The sequence below is a fragment of the Bacteroides sp. Marseille-P8574 genome, assembly GCF_902825465.1.
Lineage (GTDB): Bacteria > Bacteroidota > Bacteroidia > Bacteroidales > Bacteroidaceae > Bacteroides > Bacteroides uniformis.
In genome coordinates, this window is the sequence record NZ_CADEBE010000002.1 from 643,605 (window position 1) to 656,706 (window position 13,102).

Sequence of the window (13,102 nt, forward strand, 5' to 3'; positions counted from 1 at the left end):
AACCCAATATGATATGATATCTTTTTCTCCATAAATTTAAAATTTGTCTGATTGATCGTTTTTATTTATGAAGTCTTTTATTTTTTTGGGATCGGTGCCGGAGATAAACACCACGGCACCGAATAAAAGCAGCATTAAACAAAACATAGCTTATTATTAATAAAGTGTTGCACGTTCGTATAAACTTTGCGATATAATGCCATCTTTACAAAGTCCGTCTTTATATTCTCCGAAAGCTATATTAAAATCCAGTTTAAAAGAATGTTTCTTTTTGTTGGCTTCTCTTTCAAATTCGCCTCCGAACTCTTTGCAGAACTCCCAAAAAGATCGGCGTAACTCTTTTTGATTGGTTATCGTGTATTTTGCCATGGCTATTTCATTTTAAAAGTTATGCCAGCAGGCAACAAAGAACGGTTAACACTGGAAACGAATTTATTAAAATCGTTCTCCGTTACTTTTGTTTCGTAGTCTTTCCAATTAAAAACAAGCTCGTTACTATGATCGTAATATATCACATTATTAACTGATAACCCGGCATCAAGAACGGCCAACATAACCCGCTTTTCATTTTCGGCCTTTTGTTGTTTCTTTTTGCAATCGTTAATTATTTCAGCGCGTTTTTTCTCGTATGCTTTGCGCTTTTCTTCGTCTTTTCGCGCTTGTACAGCTTCAGGGCGATAATAACCATCGTTTATTCTGTTAGTTATAGTTGTACGTTCTTCGTCCGTCAATTTCAAAGTAAAACGTTCGTTTTCCGGCTTATATGGGTTTTCCCATGTTTGCCCGGTTAACTCTTCCAGCTTTTTTAAAGCCTCGTTAGATTCTCTTTTCCAGCGTTCAACGATACCGAGCATATAAAGGAGGTATTTAAAGTATTGTTTATCTTCTGCCTGATGAAGCAAATTATATTCCGTTTCCGTGATACGCAAATAGTTAATTGCAGTTTCTTTGCTGCTGTTCGTAATATGGTAAAAACCGTTTTCAACTGGGTACATTGGCGCGCCGTAATGATTAGACAAATGAAGATCAACGAACATTTTAAACTGTGGGAAACGCTTTAGTATTTCTTCATGGCAGCAACCACCAGCACACCAAACGAAACGCCCGTTTTTGCGTTGTTCGTAAATATCCGCCGTTATACTCCAATCGCATATATTATTTTTGCAATCATCAGCCAGTAATATTTTAACATTGATTTTAAAGGTTGTCCCGGCTTGAATATATCTTTTTGATACTGTGTAACAAAGTCTATTTGTAGTTGTCATAATACAAAATTTAAAGGGTGAATAATGAAAGTAAGAAGTAACCCGGAGCCATGACAGCCCCGGAAAAATAGTTATTATTAGAATTTAGAAAGATATTCCACGCATCCGATAATATAGGCCGCGTGTTCTCTTGCCGCTTGTTCTTTTTCTTGCTTGGTTGCGGTCTTATGATCCTGATCGGAAAGCATTTTTGCAGCCATCCGGACGATCTTTTTCATAGTGGAACAGTTTGCAAGATATTCAACGGAAGGAGTTAAGCCGCGGTTTACTTTTTTCAAAAGTGCATTTTGCAGCCATTCAGTAAGCGCGTAAATATCGCGAGAATTGCGAATGTAGATAATTAATAAATCTGTGTTCATAACGCAAAAATTAAAGGGTGAAACTTGGTTTGTCTTTGTTTTTCCCTTAACTTTGCGTTATCACTGTGGAAGGTGATCCGATAAACGCAAAGTTTAAAGGGAGGCCGGGAAGAGTCGCCAAACTCGACCCGGTTTTTTATTAATACGAAATCTTTTGAATGCGATCAAAGGGAATTAATAACGCTATATGTTTATCTTGATAGTGAATCAGTTCAAAACTATTTGCCGTTGATAGTCTTATAATAGCGGCTTTTTTCGCTGTTTCTTGAAACACATCAAAATGAACCTTCAAACGGTTGCAACAGTTTGTGCCCTCTGGGGCTACATGTACGGCGTTTAACGTTACATTTTTGTTTTGTAAGTTTAGTAATACTTCCATGATCTTATATTTTAAATTAAACATTCAACCAAGAAGAAGTAAAAGCGGAATTTGTGGAAGGTGATCCGGTCTTTTTATCTCCTTTTCTGTATTACAAAGGTACGAATAATATTTGTAATACAAAACAAAATGTACTTTTATTTTTTAAGAAATCGCTCTGTTTTTGCATTTATTAATATTTATATAATACATTGATTATCAATAAATTAATAGATAATATAATGATAAATATAAAGTATTTAAGAAGTAAGGAAATATTTGTATGTTTACGCCTATAGATACGCTTATTTGCTTTATTTATAGCCTTTGTTTAACTTTGTAGCAAGTTACAGAGCGCGAGACGCCAATATAATAAACCCTTTTATATCGTTTTATATGGTGTATAGTAAGCGCGTAACAGATTTACAGCAAATTTATCAATTAACCCCGGATGATGTTTTCTTTTGTATGCTTGTCGCATCCGGTGCCAGTCGTGGCGAAGCGTACGCAACTATATTTAGACCACGATCCACCAAAATAGAAACGGCGCAACGCGGAGCCGCCCAGCTTGCAAAGGATAAACCCGGCATTAATAAATTGATACGGTCTTTTGAAGATAACCGCGCCGCCTTCCTTCCTGACAATGATAGCCCCAAAAGCAAGAAGAAAAAGAAAAGCACAGAAACAGAAGAGGAAGAAAAAGCCGGGAATGTTGTACAATACCGAGATAAAGACGCTGTTTTGTCAGGTCTCGAACAAACCTTGCCTTATTTGAGGGGCAAAGATCGTGCAGATGTATTAATGAAAATAGCCGATTTACAACAGATGAAGAAGGACGAAAATACAGAAGAAGAGGAAACAGTACATTATTATCTGCCTTTGCAATGTTATAGATGTAGCCTTTTTATAGCTGATCGAGCAAAGCGGAAAGCAGAAGAAGCGGAAAAGCCGGATAATATTTAATATTATAGGTATAATATAAAGAGAATCAAGGCAAAGCGCGGCTTTTCTCCTTCTTTGCCGGTCAACTGGATAATGAAAGCAGGGAGGGCACCCCCCCCGGCTACCCAAGACACCAAGCATGTTTCAATCCCGGTCAAGATTTTTATTTTTTTTCTTTTTTGGAGCCAATAATGGATGTTTTTAAGGCTTTTCCAATGATAAATTACAAAAGTGAATGTCCGATGTATAGTTTTACTTCTGAAAATGTATAGTATATGTATAGTTTACTTCATAACTATACATGTGTAAATCATTCATTATTAGGTCAATGGAAATTTAATGTATAGTATGTATAGTTTATATGTAAATTGCGTATGGGAAAAAAATATATATAATATGGTTTGCATAAAAAACTATACATACTATGCACTATTTTTCCATTGATTTGTATTTCAATATGTTATATATGTATAGTTGCCTTTAAAACCCTACATAAACCATACATATCAGAGAGAATGTTCCATCTGTATTTCCTATTGAAATAGAGTAGTTATCCTTTGTTTATCAATATTTTGCGATTATTGGTCTTCAATGATGCAACGAATAAAAACATGGCAAAAAGACTTCAAAAAAGCGTGTTTATTCTATATTTTAAGTAGAAAATAATAGTATTTATATGGTAATTATGTAGAAAATAAGCTATATTTGTGGCATAAAACACTTGAAAAATAGCATAAAAACAGTAGAAATGCTTTGTTTTCGGGTATAAAAACGGTGGTATGAATAAGTTTGAGTCTATATTGTTTGATTATGGGCGATACGTTTTTGTTTCTGTGTTCAGAAAAGCGCAGGAAGAGGAAAGATATGAAGATTGTGCGGTGATGCGAGATATTATGCAAAAATATCATATACCTTGTGACACATCTTTAGAGGACTGGCGTACTGATTTGTGGCGATTTGGATATTCAGGAGATGTTGCTATAAATAATCTGTCAGTATATATGGTTGAGGCCTTAACCCGTGCCGGGTATTCAAATTCATAGATTGTACATGGAGAAGGGAAAGTATAGGAAGTTGTTAAATGAGGTCTTCGGGCTTATGAAAGGCGAGAAACTGGATGCCGCCTTACAAGAGTCCAAAAGTGCAGCGCGTGTTGACGCTGTGCAGGACTTGATGCGTGCAGCCATTATACGATCTTCGATTTGTAAGTTCAATGGTACGCCTTACTATTTCAGTGGCCGGATATATGAAGAGATGGCATGGGATGATTTTGGCAATCTGATATATGACTTGATGCGTAAATGCAAAATGCCCAATGGTGATTATTCCCGTGTGGAGGGTGTACTGAAAGTCTGTAAGCGTGTGGTGGCAGGAAAAGCCTTGAAGCCTGATAATGCCATTGTGGTGTTCAATAACTGTGTGTTTGATATGAATGCTCGCCGTGCACATTCTTTCAACCGCCGTTGGGTACAGACTACATGTGTTCCCTATGACTACAAGCCGGAAGAGCATGTCTTTCTTTGGAGAATGTTCCTGGATGAAGTTTTGCCGGACAAAAACATGCAAAAAGTTTTGCAGGAGTTTCTTGGAAGTATTTTTGTTGACCGGCGTGTGGCGAAAATGGAAACTATGCTTGTTCTTCGTGGCTCCGGCTCCAATGGCAAAAGTGTAGTCTTTGAAACGATCATGGGCATACTTGGCCGGGAGAATGTCAGCAATTTCGGCATAGGTGCATTGATTACTGGAAATGAGAGAAAAAAAAATATCGCTTTCATTAATGGCAAGCGGTTGAACTACTGTTCTGAAATACAAGCGTTAGAGTTTGGTAAGGATAGTGACACGTTGAAGAGCCTTATCAGTGGTGAACCTACCGAAGCCCGGCCTATCTATGGCGATAACTTCACTGCTTACAATATTCCTCTGCTTATGGCAAATGCCAACCAAATGCCGTATTTGAAAGACTGGAGCTATGGAATGAGGCGGCGTATTTGCATTATTCCCTTTGAGGTGGAGATACCCAAAGCCCGGCAGAAAAAAGAACTGTCACGGGATTTGGAGGCCGAATACCCAGCTATATTCAATTGGATATTGGAAGGACGTGACCGTTTTATCGCCAATGGTTATAAGTTGACAGACAGTAAGGAGCTTGAAAATGTCATGGATGAATATCAGTCGGAAAGTAGTACCGTAATGAAGTTCATGTATCAAATGAACTATCTGTGCCGCTATGAGGAAATTGCCGATATTGAACCCAAATGGATGTCTTCGGCCATTCTGTACCGGAAATATTGCAAATGGTGTAGGGACAATAATGCCAAAGAAGAGAATGTGACAGTATTCGGACGTATTCTTTCGGAAGCCGGTTATCGTAAAAAAAGAACCCCGAATGGTCAGGTGTATGGTTTGTATGGAACAGCCTTGACGGAAAAACTCTATTATGAGAAACGGGAAGACCTACGGGGTAACTATAAGCAAAGGATCGCTAAACCGGTTTATCAAGATGGCAAACGATACGCTTATACCCATGAAGGGCTTGCGGCCTGCTTGTCATTGAGCATTTATCAAGTCCAGCGTTTGTTCCGGGAGAAGAAACTGGAGGGGACGTACCACATGGAGAAGAGAACAACTGTTTTTGACTTGGACGCTGTGGAGAAGATTATCAAACAATTAAAAATAAGAACCAAATAGTATGATCGCACCGGATGAATTTGCAGAGGTTATTGAAAAAATAGATAACCTACGGGGAGCATTGGAAATCCCTATGCCAGCTGGATTTCATGTAAATCAAATGAAGCGTGAGCTTGAAGAAGTATCAGACAAATTAAAACGGATTTACGTTGAGGAAGAAGACGAAAATCCATGGGAGGAATAAGCATGGCAGTAAAATTTAGACACAAGGAAACGGGATTGTTCTTTTGCAGGGCAAAGGGATTATCCCCTTCAAGAAGAGATTATGACAAACTTGGAGAAGAAGGTATTTTTAGGAAAAGGCATTTGTCTAAGCGAGGAAGAATCTACGAAAGCGCAACTGAAAATCAGAAACGGGATTGGATTGGCAAGGAACATGCAGATGAATTTGAAATAGTAAAAGTATGAAAAATATGAATCACATAGAGTTAAGTGTTGAGCTGATGTCTATTCTTCGGGCCTTGAACTATTCATGTGAATTGAAGACAATAGAAGGTAAGAGCATTGTAATGGATATAGCAGTGCAAGGAGAATTGTCTGTCAGGCACCAAAAAATGATTGAAATGCTTCTTGGTGGATTTCTCTCTGAATTTTATTGGGTAAATGGGAAGCATCATATTTATATCAGAGAAGAGTGCAAAGGGCTTCTTCCTGATGATGATAGGTATAGTTGCTTGATTTATGAAATGAATAAAGTATCATCGGATGAAGAACGTATAAACTCTTACGGTAAGGAATACTTTTTTAATCTTGGAGATAGATTTGAACGTAAATTAAAAATAGGATTATGAGCAAAAAAACAAATGGTATTCAGGTAGGTAACTTTATTGTTACGAGGGATAATGGTAGTGAACATGACTGGATCAGTATTAAGGCAGTGTCAGGTTTTTGGAGTATGCGTTTTCGGGATGACAACGGAATGTTCTCCCGGATTCGGGAATTAGCCAACAATAAGGAACTTCGCGAATATTTGGAAACATGGATCAAAGTCTGTTTCCTTATTAGTAACGCAACCCCCGATGTTAAGTTTATGGAAGAGTTTTTTAAAAGCTATTCTGATCTTACCGAACGGCTACGAGGCTTGCAGAAACCAGTATCACCGGAAGATGATGCCAAAATACTGGAAGAAGAAAGAAACATGAATAGCATAAAGGAAAGTATTAAGGAGGAACATAAAAATGAGGGTACCGACTGATAAGGAAATTGAAGAGGCCAAAGAATACCTCCGTCAACGTTTGGATGCGGAGCTATCCATGCGTACCAATCTTCAAATTGTAATGATCGAGGCAGCAAAGCAAATTATAGATATTTCATACCGGTACAAGATCAGCCCTGAACTGTTCCGTTTTTCAGCAAACAGACAGTTGCAGGAGGAAGTGGATGCCATTATTTTATCCCTTCTTGAAATAATTGAAGACTATACTTATACTTTGGCAGTAGCGACACATGAGGATAATAAGGATGCAATCATAACATATATAACGCGAGAATCATACAGCAAAACCTTCACGCAACGCGCAAGAGAATATGTTGACCGGTTTTCAAAGGAGGTTGAAACGGCCATTGCCGCCGGATTACTACTGAACCTTTCCAAAGACAAATTACTTTCATCTATCAGGCAGTCGGTAAAAACGCCATTGCTTAATGAGCATGTACAGAGAGCTATTTCAAAGGGTTATCCGATTATTTCAAGACTCGGTGTTCAGGAGTCTTTTGGAGTAGGACGTACTGTAAGCTCTTGGACTGCACTGTCAGATTTGACGGAGTATGCTGTGGCAGAGGGTTGGATGAAGCATTGGGAATTGCAGGCTAAAGCCTGTGGAGCCGTAGGGTTCTTTGTCATGCGTGGCAGCTCCTATCCTTGTAACATTTGTGACGATGAAGTCGGATTTCATGTGGAATGGGACAAATTACCACCGTATCACGGTCATTGTAAATGCTTTGCCGTTCCCGTATCAGCAATATAATTATTTAACATACTAAATATCAGAATATTATGTTTGGATTATCATTAATCAGCACAAAGAAACTCAATCATCTTGCATCAGAATGCAGCAAACTGGCTATTGCCAATGTTGAGCTTTCAAAACAAAATGCGACACAATCTAAAACTATTATGGAACTTACTGGAGAAGTCCGGGTGCTAAATTCTAAAATCCTTCTGAATGAAAGTATCAATGATGATCTGCAAAAGAAGCTTAACCGGAAATATCCTCGAAAGCCTTATAATAAAAAATTGTATCGAAAGTAGTGTCATATTCAATTCATTCATTACATTTGCAATGTAGAAGCTGACTTGTTATAACACAAGCTTATCAACCAAATTGTTGAAAAAGTAAAGCCTCTGTCTATTTTATGTAGGCAGAGGCGGCTTTTCCTAATGTATAGTTACATTGGATTCAGAGCGCGGAGTACGGGATTGCTTTCGCGCTCCGCGTTGGTACAGATCATTTTGCATTACCCTCTTTATTTTCATTTTTCTTGATTTTCAGTTGATATAGCAAGTCAGCTTGTTGCTGTTCCTTATATTCACGCATGATACGATCCCATTCATTGTTTTTTCCATAGCCGGATTCTTCCGAGCCGGTTTCTTTTGATAAAATACCGGCACCGACTAATTGTACCAAGTTCGATACCAATTCGGCTGCATTTTGGTGGACGTATGGAACTGCCCACGAAAAAATTTTCAAATTGAGGAATTTGGTAAGTTGGCCTTTTTCTGTTCCATATCCGTGCAGGAACAGCCGTTTCATTTTGTCTATTGATTCGTCAAATTCCTTGCAGTCAATCATGGCTTTTTCCAAAGATGGTGAATAGATCAGCTTGATAGCAACACCCGGTAAATCTCCTGACTTTACTTCGGGAGGCATGACAACAAAACTCCCCATAAAAATCATTTTAAGTAATGTATTAATTTGAAGTTCAAATGATTGTGATGCTTCGGGACGATTCATAAAGCCTGCATCATCATCCTTCCCCATAGTGATAGCTTTTACCGCACCATACATATCTCCCTGAATCTCAACATCTTCACCTTTAAGTAACATGATTGGAAATGCGTATGCCATATTGTTTTGACACAAATGGGAAATAGCCAGTTCGTACTTGTCGATATTATCTTGTGAAAAGCTCCAGCAGGCACCGTGTTTGTCCCGATAATATACAACCGGACATTCGGTAAATCCATGATCGTGTTCTTCCACTAATGTATATCCTTCAATACCGAAATACTGTTTCACTTTGTTTATTGCTCCGGCTATTCCCCTTTTATCCTGCCGGTAACGGTACATTTTTTTATTATCCCACACTTCCACCCAAGAAATGAGTTCCTTTCCCTCTTCGTCATAGTCGCTGTATCGCCGGGCAAACAGTGTCATTTGACCGGTTATGGAATCGTAGTGAGGATAAAGAGTGTCACCATCAAAATAGGAGAGATTCTTGGTGAACACCTTGCCTTCATTCATATAGAATACGATTGCTGCATCTCCCGTTATTTTTACACTTTTGGCATATTCGTAAAATGCAATCTCCATATTTTTATCCAGCCATCCTTTTTGAAATTCGAGAAATATTTCCCGTGAACTTTCATCAACTTTGGTATCGGTCAGCTCATGATGAATGTCATTGCCACATAGATGTACAAGTTGTTGGATAGTGATTATCATCTGAAAGGGAAAAGAAGCACGGAATACTTTCTCCCGGAAGAACCGTTTCTTCTCTTCGTCATATTTCAGTCTGTCCGGGTAAAACAATTCCGAATTGATCTTGTGCCCTGAAGGATAAAACTCACGGATAAAATCAGCCTGCGAAATGAGCTGCCATGTCAGCCTATCACTGTTGTTTGTGAACGATGCGTTTCTTAAATCGCTCGTAATCCTGCCTTGCAAGTAACCTTCGGGAGTAACCCTTGCAAAAGGCTTTTTTGTAAGAATCTCTGCTATCATATTAATCCTAAACCTTTTATGTGTTTGCGTTTATGTTTAATTTCAAAAATCATTCGCATAAGCAATGCTTCTATGAAGTCGGGAGAATGACCTACTAATTTTTTCATTATAATCTTCTTGATAATAGTCCAGCCTTTCTCTTCACTGTCTTCATCCTTTCGTATCGCTTTCCTTTCCTTGTCGAGAATCTGTCTAAGGGGAACTTTCTCAAACCCTTTGCCGGAGAACTTGCGTTCAAGAAGAGTCGGTTCAATGGAAATCTCCCGGTTGATAATTTTTTGTGCGAACAGATATGCCGCTTGTGATTTTAAATTCGCATAGATGTATTTGAATTTCTCTTCCACGGCTTCTTTGTTGTTGAATGGGATTGCATTCGGGAAAAAGCCTTTGAATATTTGTCCGAGTCCGTTAAGGTCATAGGTGAAGCATTCTTCTCTTACATGCCATTCTTCCAGCATCGCTTTTACGGTATCGACTGTTTTCTTGCTGTCAAGTTTGCAAACAAATATGTCTCTTATATGCCATCCTTCCCACAGCCACATGACAAGACTGTCGCCACCCTCAAATGCCGCATCACATGATACCCGGCGTATTCCATCACCTATCTGCATGGAATTGCGGTATAAGGCTTCCATGTGAGTCAGCTTTATTATATCATCTCCGGCAGCTTTGTATTTCCAGTTACCGTCAAGATCGCGTGCGCGTTGTTCGTCTGACTGGTTGACAAGGTTAGCCAAATAGGTCGGATCAGAAGACATCAGTTTTACATTATCGGAAAGTTTTGCTTCAATAAAAGTAACCGACTTGATAAACAGTTCTTGTGGTGTGCCATATTGCTCATACTCCGGCTTCCAGTAGGCGTGTATAATATCCTTGCATTGCTCATATACTTCCTCACGGGTATCTCCCCAATATATACCTGAAACATTGTCCCCGTCCATAAAACAATACCGGACTCTGCCATCACGTTCCGGGATTGGAAGACCATCTTCTCCGATCCACCAGTCAATGAATTTTGCAACCCAGCTGTCAGGATCAGGGTTACATGTTCCGATAAAGCGGTTACGGATATGAAAGGCGTTACGGTTACAAGTGATAAGGTATTTGAATTTGAGATATTCCATGTGGGTTATTTCATCCACACCTATATATGCGAACTGTTTACCTTGAAAACGCTTTTTGAAATCGTCAAGTGTGTCAGCATGATAGCTGAATTTTAAAAATCCACCTTTATAGAAATTCCAGCGCATGTCGTTTTTGGACTTGTTGTATTCCCCAAAATCATCATATAAGGTGGATGATGTTTCTACCATATCAGAGAGATCGTCTATCTCATGCCGGAGAAGCACAGAACGGAAGTTTTTATTTTTTATATCTTTCAATGTTTCCATAAGAAGAGTAAAAGTTTTACTTCCTCCACGGCATCCCCCACAGATGGTAATATCAGCCGGGGTGGAGAGCATGTTTTCCTGCCCTCCACCTTGTGCGATTATCTTATTCGGATTAGGAATTTTCCTATCCGCGTCCCTTAACATTTGGATATATTCATAATCAAGCACCAAACTGGCATTAACCGTTTTTATTCCACTATATTTCTCCATAAAAAGAAAACCGATCCTCACATTACACATGTGGAGACCGGCCTATAAGCTCTGATTCTAATATTGCAGTACAAAAATACGCATAAAGAGTATTATTTTCTACATTTTAATAGAAAATAATATCAAAAATGTTTTGAGAAAAGAAATCCAGTACATATATTTGCAACGAAAACATGGAGTATGATAAAAATTAGTGCGGATAAAGATGCAGATCAAAGGGAAATATACAACAAGATAGTTTTATGTCCGATATGCGGTCAGAAACTAACTGATATAAGCTATGTCAATGGTGTTGTTATATTGAGAGTGAAGTGTCGTAGATGCAAGAACTACATAAATGTGGATATTGTGGGTACAAAGTAGTTTTCAGGATAATATCGCGGAGTGGAGCAGCTGGTAGCTCGTTGGGATCATAGCCCAAAGGTCATTCGTTCGAGTCGAATCTCCGCAACAATAGTTGGAGTTGCCGCATTGTTTCTCCCTTCGATGTGGCGTATGGGGATAAAGGGAGAATATGGAAAGATGGCAGACGTGGTGTATGCGCCGGACTGAAAATCCGGTTAAGGTGATTCGATTTCATCTCTTTCCACAAAACCTATACGGTGTGGTTCAATTCCCACAGGTACGCTGAAATGGGGTATCGCAGGTTAGGTGAGTATAGGTATATTGTCCGGTTAGCTCAATTGGTAGAGCAATACACTGTTAATGTAAAGGTCGGTAGTTCGATTCTATCACCGGGCGCAATGAAGCGGAGATAGTTCAGTTGGAAGAACGTCAGATTCCAAACCTGATTGTCGGGGGTTCGAGTCCTTCTCTTCGCGCATATTGAGATATGGTGTAATGGCAACACAGCAGATTTTGGTTCTGCTATTCAAGGTTCAAATCCTTGTATCTCAACAAATGGCGTATTCGACTAACGGTTAGGTCGTCACCTTTTCACGGTGGAAACCAGAGTTCGATTCTCTGATACGCTACACAGAATGAATAACGTCCGAAATACAAGGGAAATGCGGTGGTTTCACCGAGACATCTTGTAGGTCGCATATTGGAAGTATGGGTGAGTGAACGATACCACCTCTTTGCTAAAGAGGCAAGCTGAAAGGCTTCGGAGGTTTGAATCCTTCTGCTTCCGCAAAACGGGTAGTTACCGAAGTGGCAAACGGGATAGACTGTAAATCTATTGGCTTTCGTCTTCATTGGTTCGAGTCCAATACTGCCCACTATTAAATGGAAAATAAGACCAAAGAGTCAGATTGATGCAAAAAGCATTGTCTGACTCTTTTTTTATTCAACATAAACACAAAATAAACACGATGGAACAAGAAAAAATCTTATCCACATTAAGTGAGAAACTTGGAGAAACCAGTTTTTCACCGCAGACATTACAGACGTATATAGAACTTAATCCCATAGCCGAAGGTTCGGAGCCTGACGAGGCTTATTGGAACAAGGCTGTGAATTTTCTGAAAGGGATGCAAGGACAGTACAACCATGATGTCGCAACCAGAGTTGAGGACTTTAAGAAAAACTATAAGCCCCAACCGACTCCCCCGACACCTCCAACTCCACCGGTACCACCGAAAAACGATGATGAACTGGAGAAGAAACTGAAAGAACTGGAAGCACGTTTAGACGCGGAAGACAGCAAAAAGGTTCAATCTGATTTGTTGAAGAAGGTTACGGCTGCAATGAAGGCCAAACAAGCGAATGATGATTATGTGTTGAGCAAGACCTTACAAGGGGTAACTTTCGATACCAAGAAAACTGTGGATGAACTGGTTACTGAATTTCTGCCGAAATATGATGCAGAATATAAGGCGTGCAGGGGTTATGGCACCGCCCCAAGAACTTCTGACGGTTCAGGTGGAACACAACACAATGCAGCCAGCAGATACTTTGAACGTAAAGGCAAGAAGGAAGGCTGGAAGAAGAATTGAAATTATTA

The 13,102-nt window shown here is 39.2% G+C and carries 16 protein-coding genes and 8 tRNA genes; 18 read left to right on the top strand and 6 right to left on the bottom strand.

Going from position 1 to position 13,102, the window contains the following annotated elements; genetic code table 11:
- Window positions 1–156: 156 nt before the first annotated feature.
- From HUX74_RS15060 to HUX74_RS15075, 4 genes are all read right to left on the bottom strand, one after another.
- Window positions 157–369 carry a hypothetical protein gene (locus HUX74_RS15060; RefSeq protein WP_004327401.1) on the bottom strand — a complete coding sequence of 71 codons (213 nt, stop codon included), beginning with the start codon at window positions 367–369 and terminating at the stop codon, window positions 157–159.
- A gap of 2 nt (window positions 370–371) precedes the next feature.
- Window positions 372–1,265: a hypothetical protein gene (locus tag HUX74_RS15065; RefSeq protein WP_120068098.1), complete on the bottom strand. Its 894-nt coding sequence runs from the start codon at window positions 1,263–1,265 to the stop codon at window positions 372–374.
- 77 nt (window positions 1,266–1,342) lie between these two features.
- Window positions 1,343–1,624 carry a hypothetical protein gene (locus tag HUX74_RS15070; RefSeq protein WP_004327399.1) on the bottom strand — a complete coding sequence of 94 codons (282 nt, stop codon included), beginning with the start codon at window positions 1,622–1,624 and terminating at the stop codon, window positions 1,343–1,345.
- Window positions 1,625–1,763: 139 nt separating this feature from the next.
- Window positions 1,764–2,003, bottom strand: coding sequence for a hypothetical protein (locus HUX74_RS15075; protein ID WP_004327398.1), 240 nt, complete (start codon window positions 2,001–2,003; stop codon window positions 1,764–1,766).
- A gap of 375 nt (window positions 2,004–2,378) precedes the next feature.
- Between HUX74_RS15075 and HUX74_RS15080 the strand changes: the two genes are divergently transcribed.
- The 9 genes from HUX74_RS15080 to HUX74_RS15120 all read left to right on the top strand — a co-directional run bounded on the left by HUX74_RS15080 (window position 2,379) and on the right by HUX74_RS15120 (window position 7,863).
- A complete protein-coding gene (locus tag HUX74_RS15080; protein WP_055300628.1) occupies window positions 2,379–2,945 on the top strand; it encodes a hypothetical protein in 567 nt (188 codons plus the stop codon).
- A gap of 758 nt (window positions 2,946–3,703) precedes the next feature.
- Window positions 3,704–3,967 carry a hypothetical protein gene (locus tag HUX74_RS15085; RefSeq protein WP_005794441.1) on the top strand — a complete coding sequence of 88 codons (264 nt, stop codon included), beginning with the start codon at window positions 3,704–3,706 and terminating at the stop codon, window positions 3,965–3,967.
- 7 nt (window positions 3,968–3,974) lie between these two features.
- A complete protein-coding gene (locus tag HUX74_RS15090) occupies window positions 3,975–5,612 on the top strand; it encodes a phage/plasmid primase, P4 family (RefSeq protein WP_007854258.1) in 1,638 nt (545 codons plus the stop codon).
- Window position 5,613: 1 nt separating this feature from the next.
- On the top strand, window positions 5,614–5,796 hold the full coding sequence (locus HUX74_RS15095; protein ID WP_005794436.1) for a hypothetical protein: 183 nt from the start codon (window positions 5,614–5,616) through the stop codon (window positions 5,794–5,796).
- The gene (locus tag HUX74_RS15100; RefSeq protein ID WP_171035773.1) at window positions 5,784–6,020 is read left to right on the top strand and encodes a hypothetical protein; all 237 of its coding nucleotides are present in this window, start codon (window positions 5,784–5,786) and stop codon (window positions 6,018–6,020) included. The genes HUX74_RS15095 and HUX74_RS15100 overlap by 13 nt, the downstream gene beginning before the upstream one ends.
- Before the next feature lie 5 nt (window positions 6,021–6,025).
- Entirely contained in the window at window positions 6,026–6,403 is a 378-nt protein-coding gene (locus HUX74_RS15105; protein ID WP_005794434.1) for a hypothetical protein, read from the top strand.
- Window positions 6,400–6,807: a hypothetical protein gene (locus HUX74_RS15110; RefSeq protein WP_008775841.1), complete on the top strand. Its 408-nt coding sequence runs from the start codon at window positions 6,400–6,402 to the stop codon at window positions 6,805–6,807. The genes HUX74_RS15105 and HUX74_RS15110 overlap by 4 nt, the downstream gene beginning before the upstream one ends.
- Window positions 6,791–7,579 carry a hypothetical protein gene (locus HUX74_RS15115; RefSeq protein ID WP_174646959.1) on the top strand — a complete coding sequence of 263 codons (789 nt, stop codon included), beginning with the start codon at window positions 6,791–6,793 and terminating at the stop codon, window positions 7,577–7,579. Before HUX74_RS15110 ends, HUX74_RS15115 begins: the two co-directional genes overlap by 17 nt.
- Window positions 7,580–7,608: 29 nt before the next feature.
- Window positions 7,609–7,863, top strand: coding sequence for a hypothetical protein (locus HUX74_RS15120; RefSeq protein WP_005794429.1), 255 nt, complete (start codon window positions 7,609–7,611; stop codon window positions 7,861–7,863).
- Between the two features lie 196 nt (window positions 7,864–8,059).
- Here HUX74_RS15120 and HUX74_RS15125 read toward each other — a convergent pair whose 3' ends face one another.
- Together HUX74_RS15125 and HUX74_RS15130 are read right to left on the bottom strand one after the other, a co-directional pair.
- The gene (locus HUX74_RS15125; RefSeq protein ID WP_005794425.1) at window positions 8,060–9,556 is read right to left on the bottom strand and encodes a phage portal protein; all 1,497 of its coding nucleotides are present in this window, start codon (window positions 9,554–9,556) and stop codon (window positions 8,060–8,062) included.
- The gene (locus HUX74_RS15130; RefSeq protein WP_005794423.1) at window positions 9,553–11,187 is read right to left on the bottom strand and encodes a terminase large subunit domain-containing protein; all 1,635 of its coding nucleotides are present in this window, start codon (window positions 11,185–11,187) and stop codon (window positions 9,553–9,555) included. The genes HUX74_RS15125 and HUX74_RS15130 overlap by 4 nt, the downstream gene beginning before the upstream one ends.
- Before the next feature lie 348 nt (window positions 11,188–11,535).
- On the opposite strand from HUX74_RS15130, the gene HUX74_RS15135 reads away from it, so the two are divergent.
- The 9 genes from HUX74_RS15135 (at window position 11,536) to HUX74_RS15175 (ending at window position 13,094) form a co-directional block, all read left to right on the top strand.
- Window positions 11,536–11,608: transfer RNA gene (locus HUX74_RS15135), tRNA-Met, on the top strand.
- Between the two features lie 65 nt (window positions 11,609–11,673).
- A tRNA-Phe gene (locus HUX74_RS15140) sits at window positions 11,674–11,746 on the top strand.
- A 79-nt stretch (window positions 11,747–11,825) separates the two neighbouring features.
- A tRNA-Asn gene (locus HUX74_RS15145) sits at window positions 11,826–11,898 on the top strand.
- Between the two features lie 7 nt (window positions 11,899–11,905).
- Window positions 11,906–11,978 (top strand) — tRNA-Trp (locus HUX74_RS15150).
- A 5-nt stretch (window positions 11,979–11,983) separates the two neighbouring features.
- Window positions 11,984–12,054, top strand: a tRNA-Gln gene (locus tag HUX74_RS15155).
- Window positions 12,055–12,059: 5 nt separating this feature from the next.
- A tRNA-Glu gene (locus HUX74_RS15160) sits at window positions 12,060–12,131 on the top strand.
- Window positions 12,132–12,204: 73 nt separating this feature from the next.
- A tRNA-Ser gene (locus HUX74_RS15165) sits at window positions 12,205–12,289 on the top strand.
- Window positions 12,290–12,295: 6 nt separating this feature from the next.
- A tRNA-Tyr gene (locus HUX74_RS15170) sits at window positions 12,296–12,377 on the top strand.
- A 93-nt stretch (window positions 12,378–12,470) separates the two neighbouring features.
- Window positions 12,471–13,094 (top strand): hypothetical protein, encoded by a 624-nt coding sequence (locus tag HUX74_RS15175; protein WP_174646960.1) that lies wholly within the window; start codon window positions 12,471–12,473, stop codon window positions 13,092–13,094.
- The last annotated feature ends 8 nt before the right edge of the window (window positions 13,095–13,102 follow it).

Excerpts from the sequence above, each read along its gene's own strand:
- HUX74_RS15090 (WP_007854258.1), top strand. The coding sequence starts at position 3,975 with ATGGAGAAGGGAAAGTATAGGAAGTTGTTAAATGAGGTCTTCGGGCTT.
- HUX74_RS15115 (WP_174646959.1), top strand. The coding sequence starts at position 6,791 with ATGAGGGTACCGACTGATAAGGAAATTGAAGAGGCCAAAGAATACCTC.
- HUX74_RS15120 (WP_005794429.1), top strand. The coding sequence starts at position 7,609 with ATGTTTGGATTATCATTAATCAGCACAAAGAAACTCAATCATCTTGCA.
- HUX74_RS15065 (WP_120068098.1), bottom strand. The coding sequence starts at position 1,265 with ATGACAACTACAAATAGACTTTGTTACACAGTATCAAAAAGATATATT.
- HUX74_RS15070 (WP_004327399.1), bottom strand. The coding sequence starts at position 1,624 with ATGAACACAGATTTATTAATTATCTACATTCGCAATTCTCGCGATATT.
- HUX74_RS15095 (WP_005794436.1), top strand. The coding sequence starts at position 5,614 with ATGATCGCACCGGATGAATTTGCAGAGGTTATTGAAAAAATAGATAAC.
- HUX74_RS15130 (WP_005794423.1), bottom strand. The coding sequence starts at position 11,187 with ATGTGTAATGTGAGGATCGGTTTTCTTTTTATGGAGAAATATAGTGGA.
- HUX74_RS15080 (WP_055300628.1), top strand. The coding sequence starts at position 2,379 with ATGGTGTATAGTAAGCGCGTAACAGATTTACAGCAAATTTATCAATTA.
- HUX74_RS15075 (WP_004327398.1), bottom strand. The coding sequence starts at position 2,003 with ATGGAAGTATTACTAAACTTACAAAACAAAAATGTAACGTTAAACGCC.
- HUX74_RS15060 (WP_004327401.1), bottom strand. The coding sequence starts at position 369 with ATGGCAAAATACACGATAACCAATCAAAAAGAGTTACGCCGATCTTTT.
- HUX74_RS15105 (WP_005794434.1), top strand. The coding sequence starts at position 6,026 with ATGAATCACATAGAGTTAAGTGTTGAGCTGATGTCTATTCTTCGGGCC.
- HUX74_RS15175 (WP_174646960.1), top strand. The coding sequence starts at position 12,471 with ATGGAACAAGAAAAAATCTTATCCACATTAAGTGAGAAACTTGGAGAA.
- HUX74_RS15100 (WP_171035773.1), top strand. The coding sequence starts at position 5,784 with ATGGGAGGAATAAGCATGGCAGTAAAATTTAGACACAAGGAAACGGGA.
- HUX74_RS15085 (WP_005794441.1), top strand. The coding sequence starts at position 3,704 with ATGAATAAGTTTGAGTCTATATTGTTTGATTATGGGCGATACGTTTTT.
- HUX74_RS15125 (WP_005794425.1), bottom strand. The coding sequence starts at position 9,556 with ATGATAGCAGAGATTCTTACAAAAAAGCCTTTTGCAAGGGTTACTCCC.
- HUX74_RS15110 (WP_008775841.1), top strand. The coding sequence starts at position 6,400 with ATGAGCAAAAAAACAAATGGTATTCAGGTAGGTAACTTTATTGTTACG.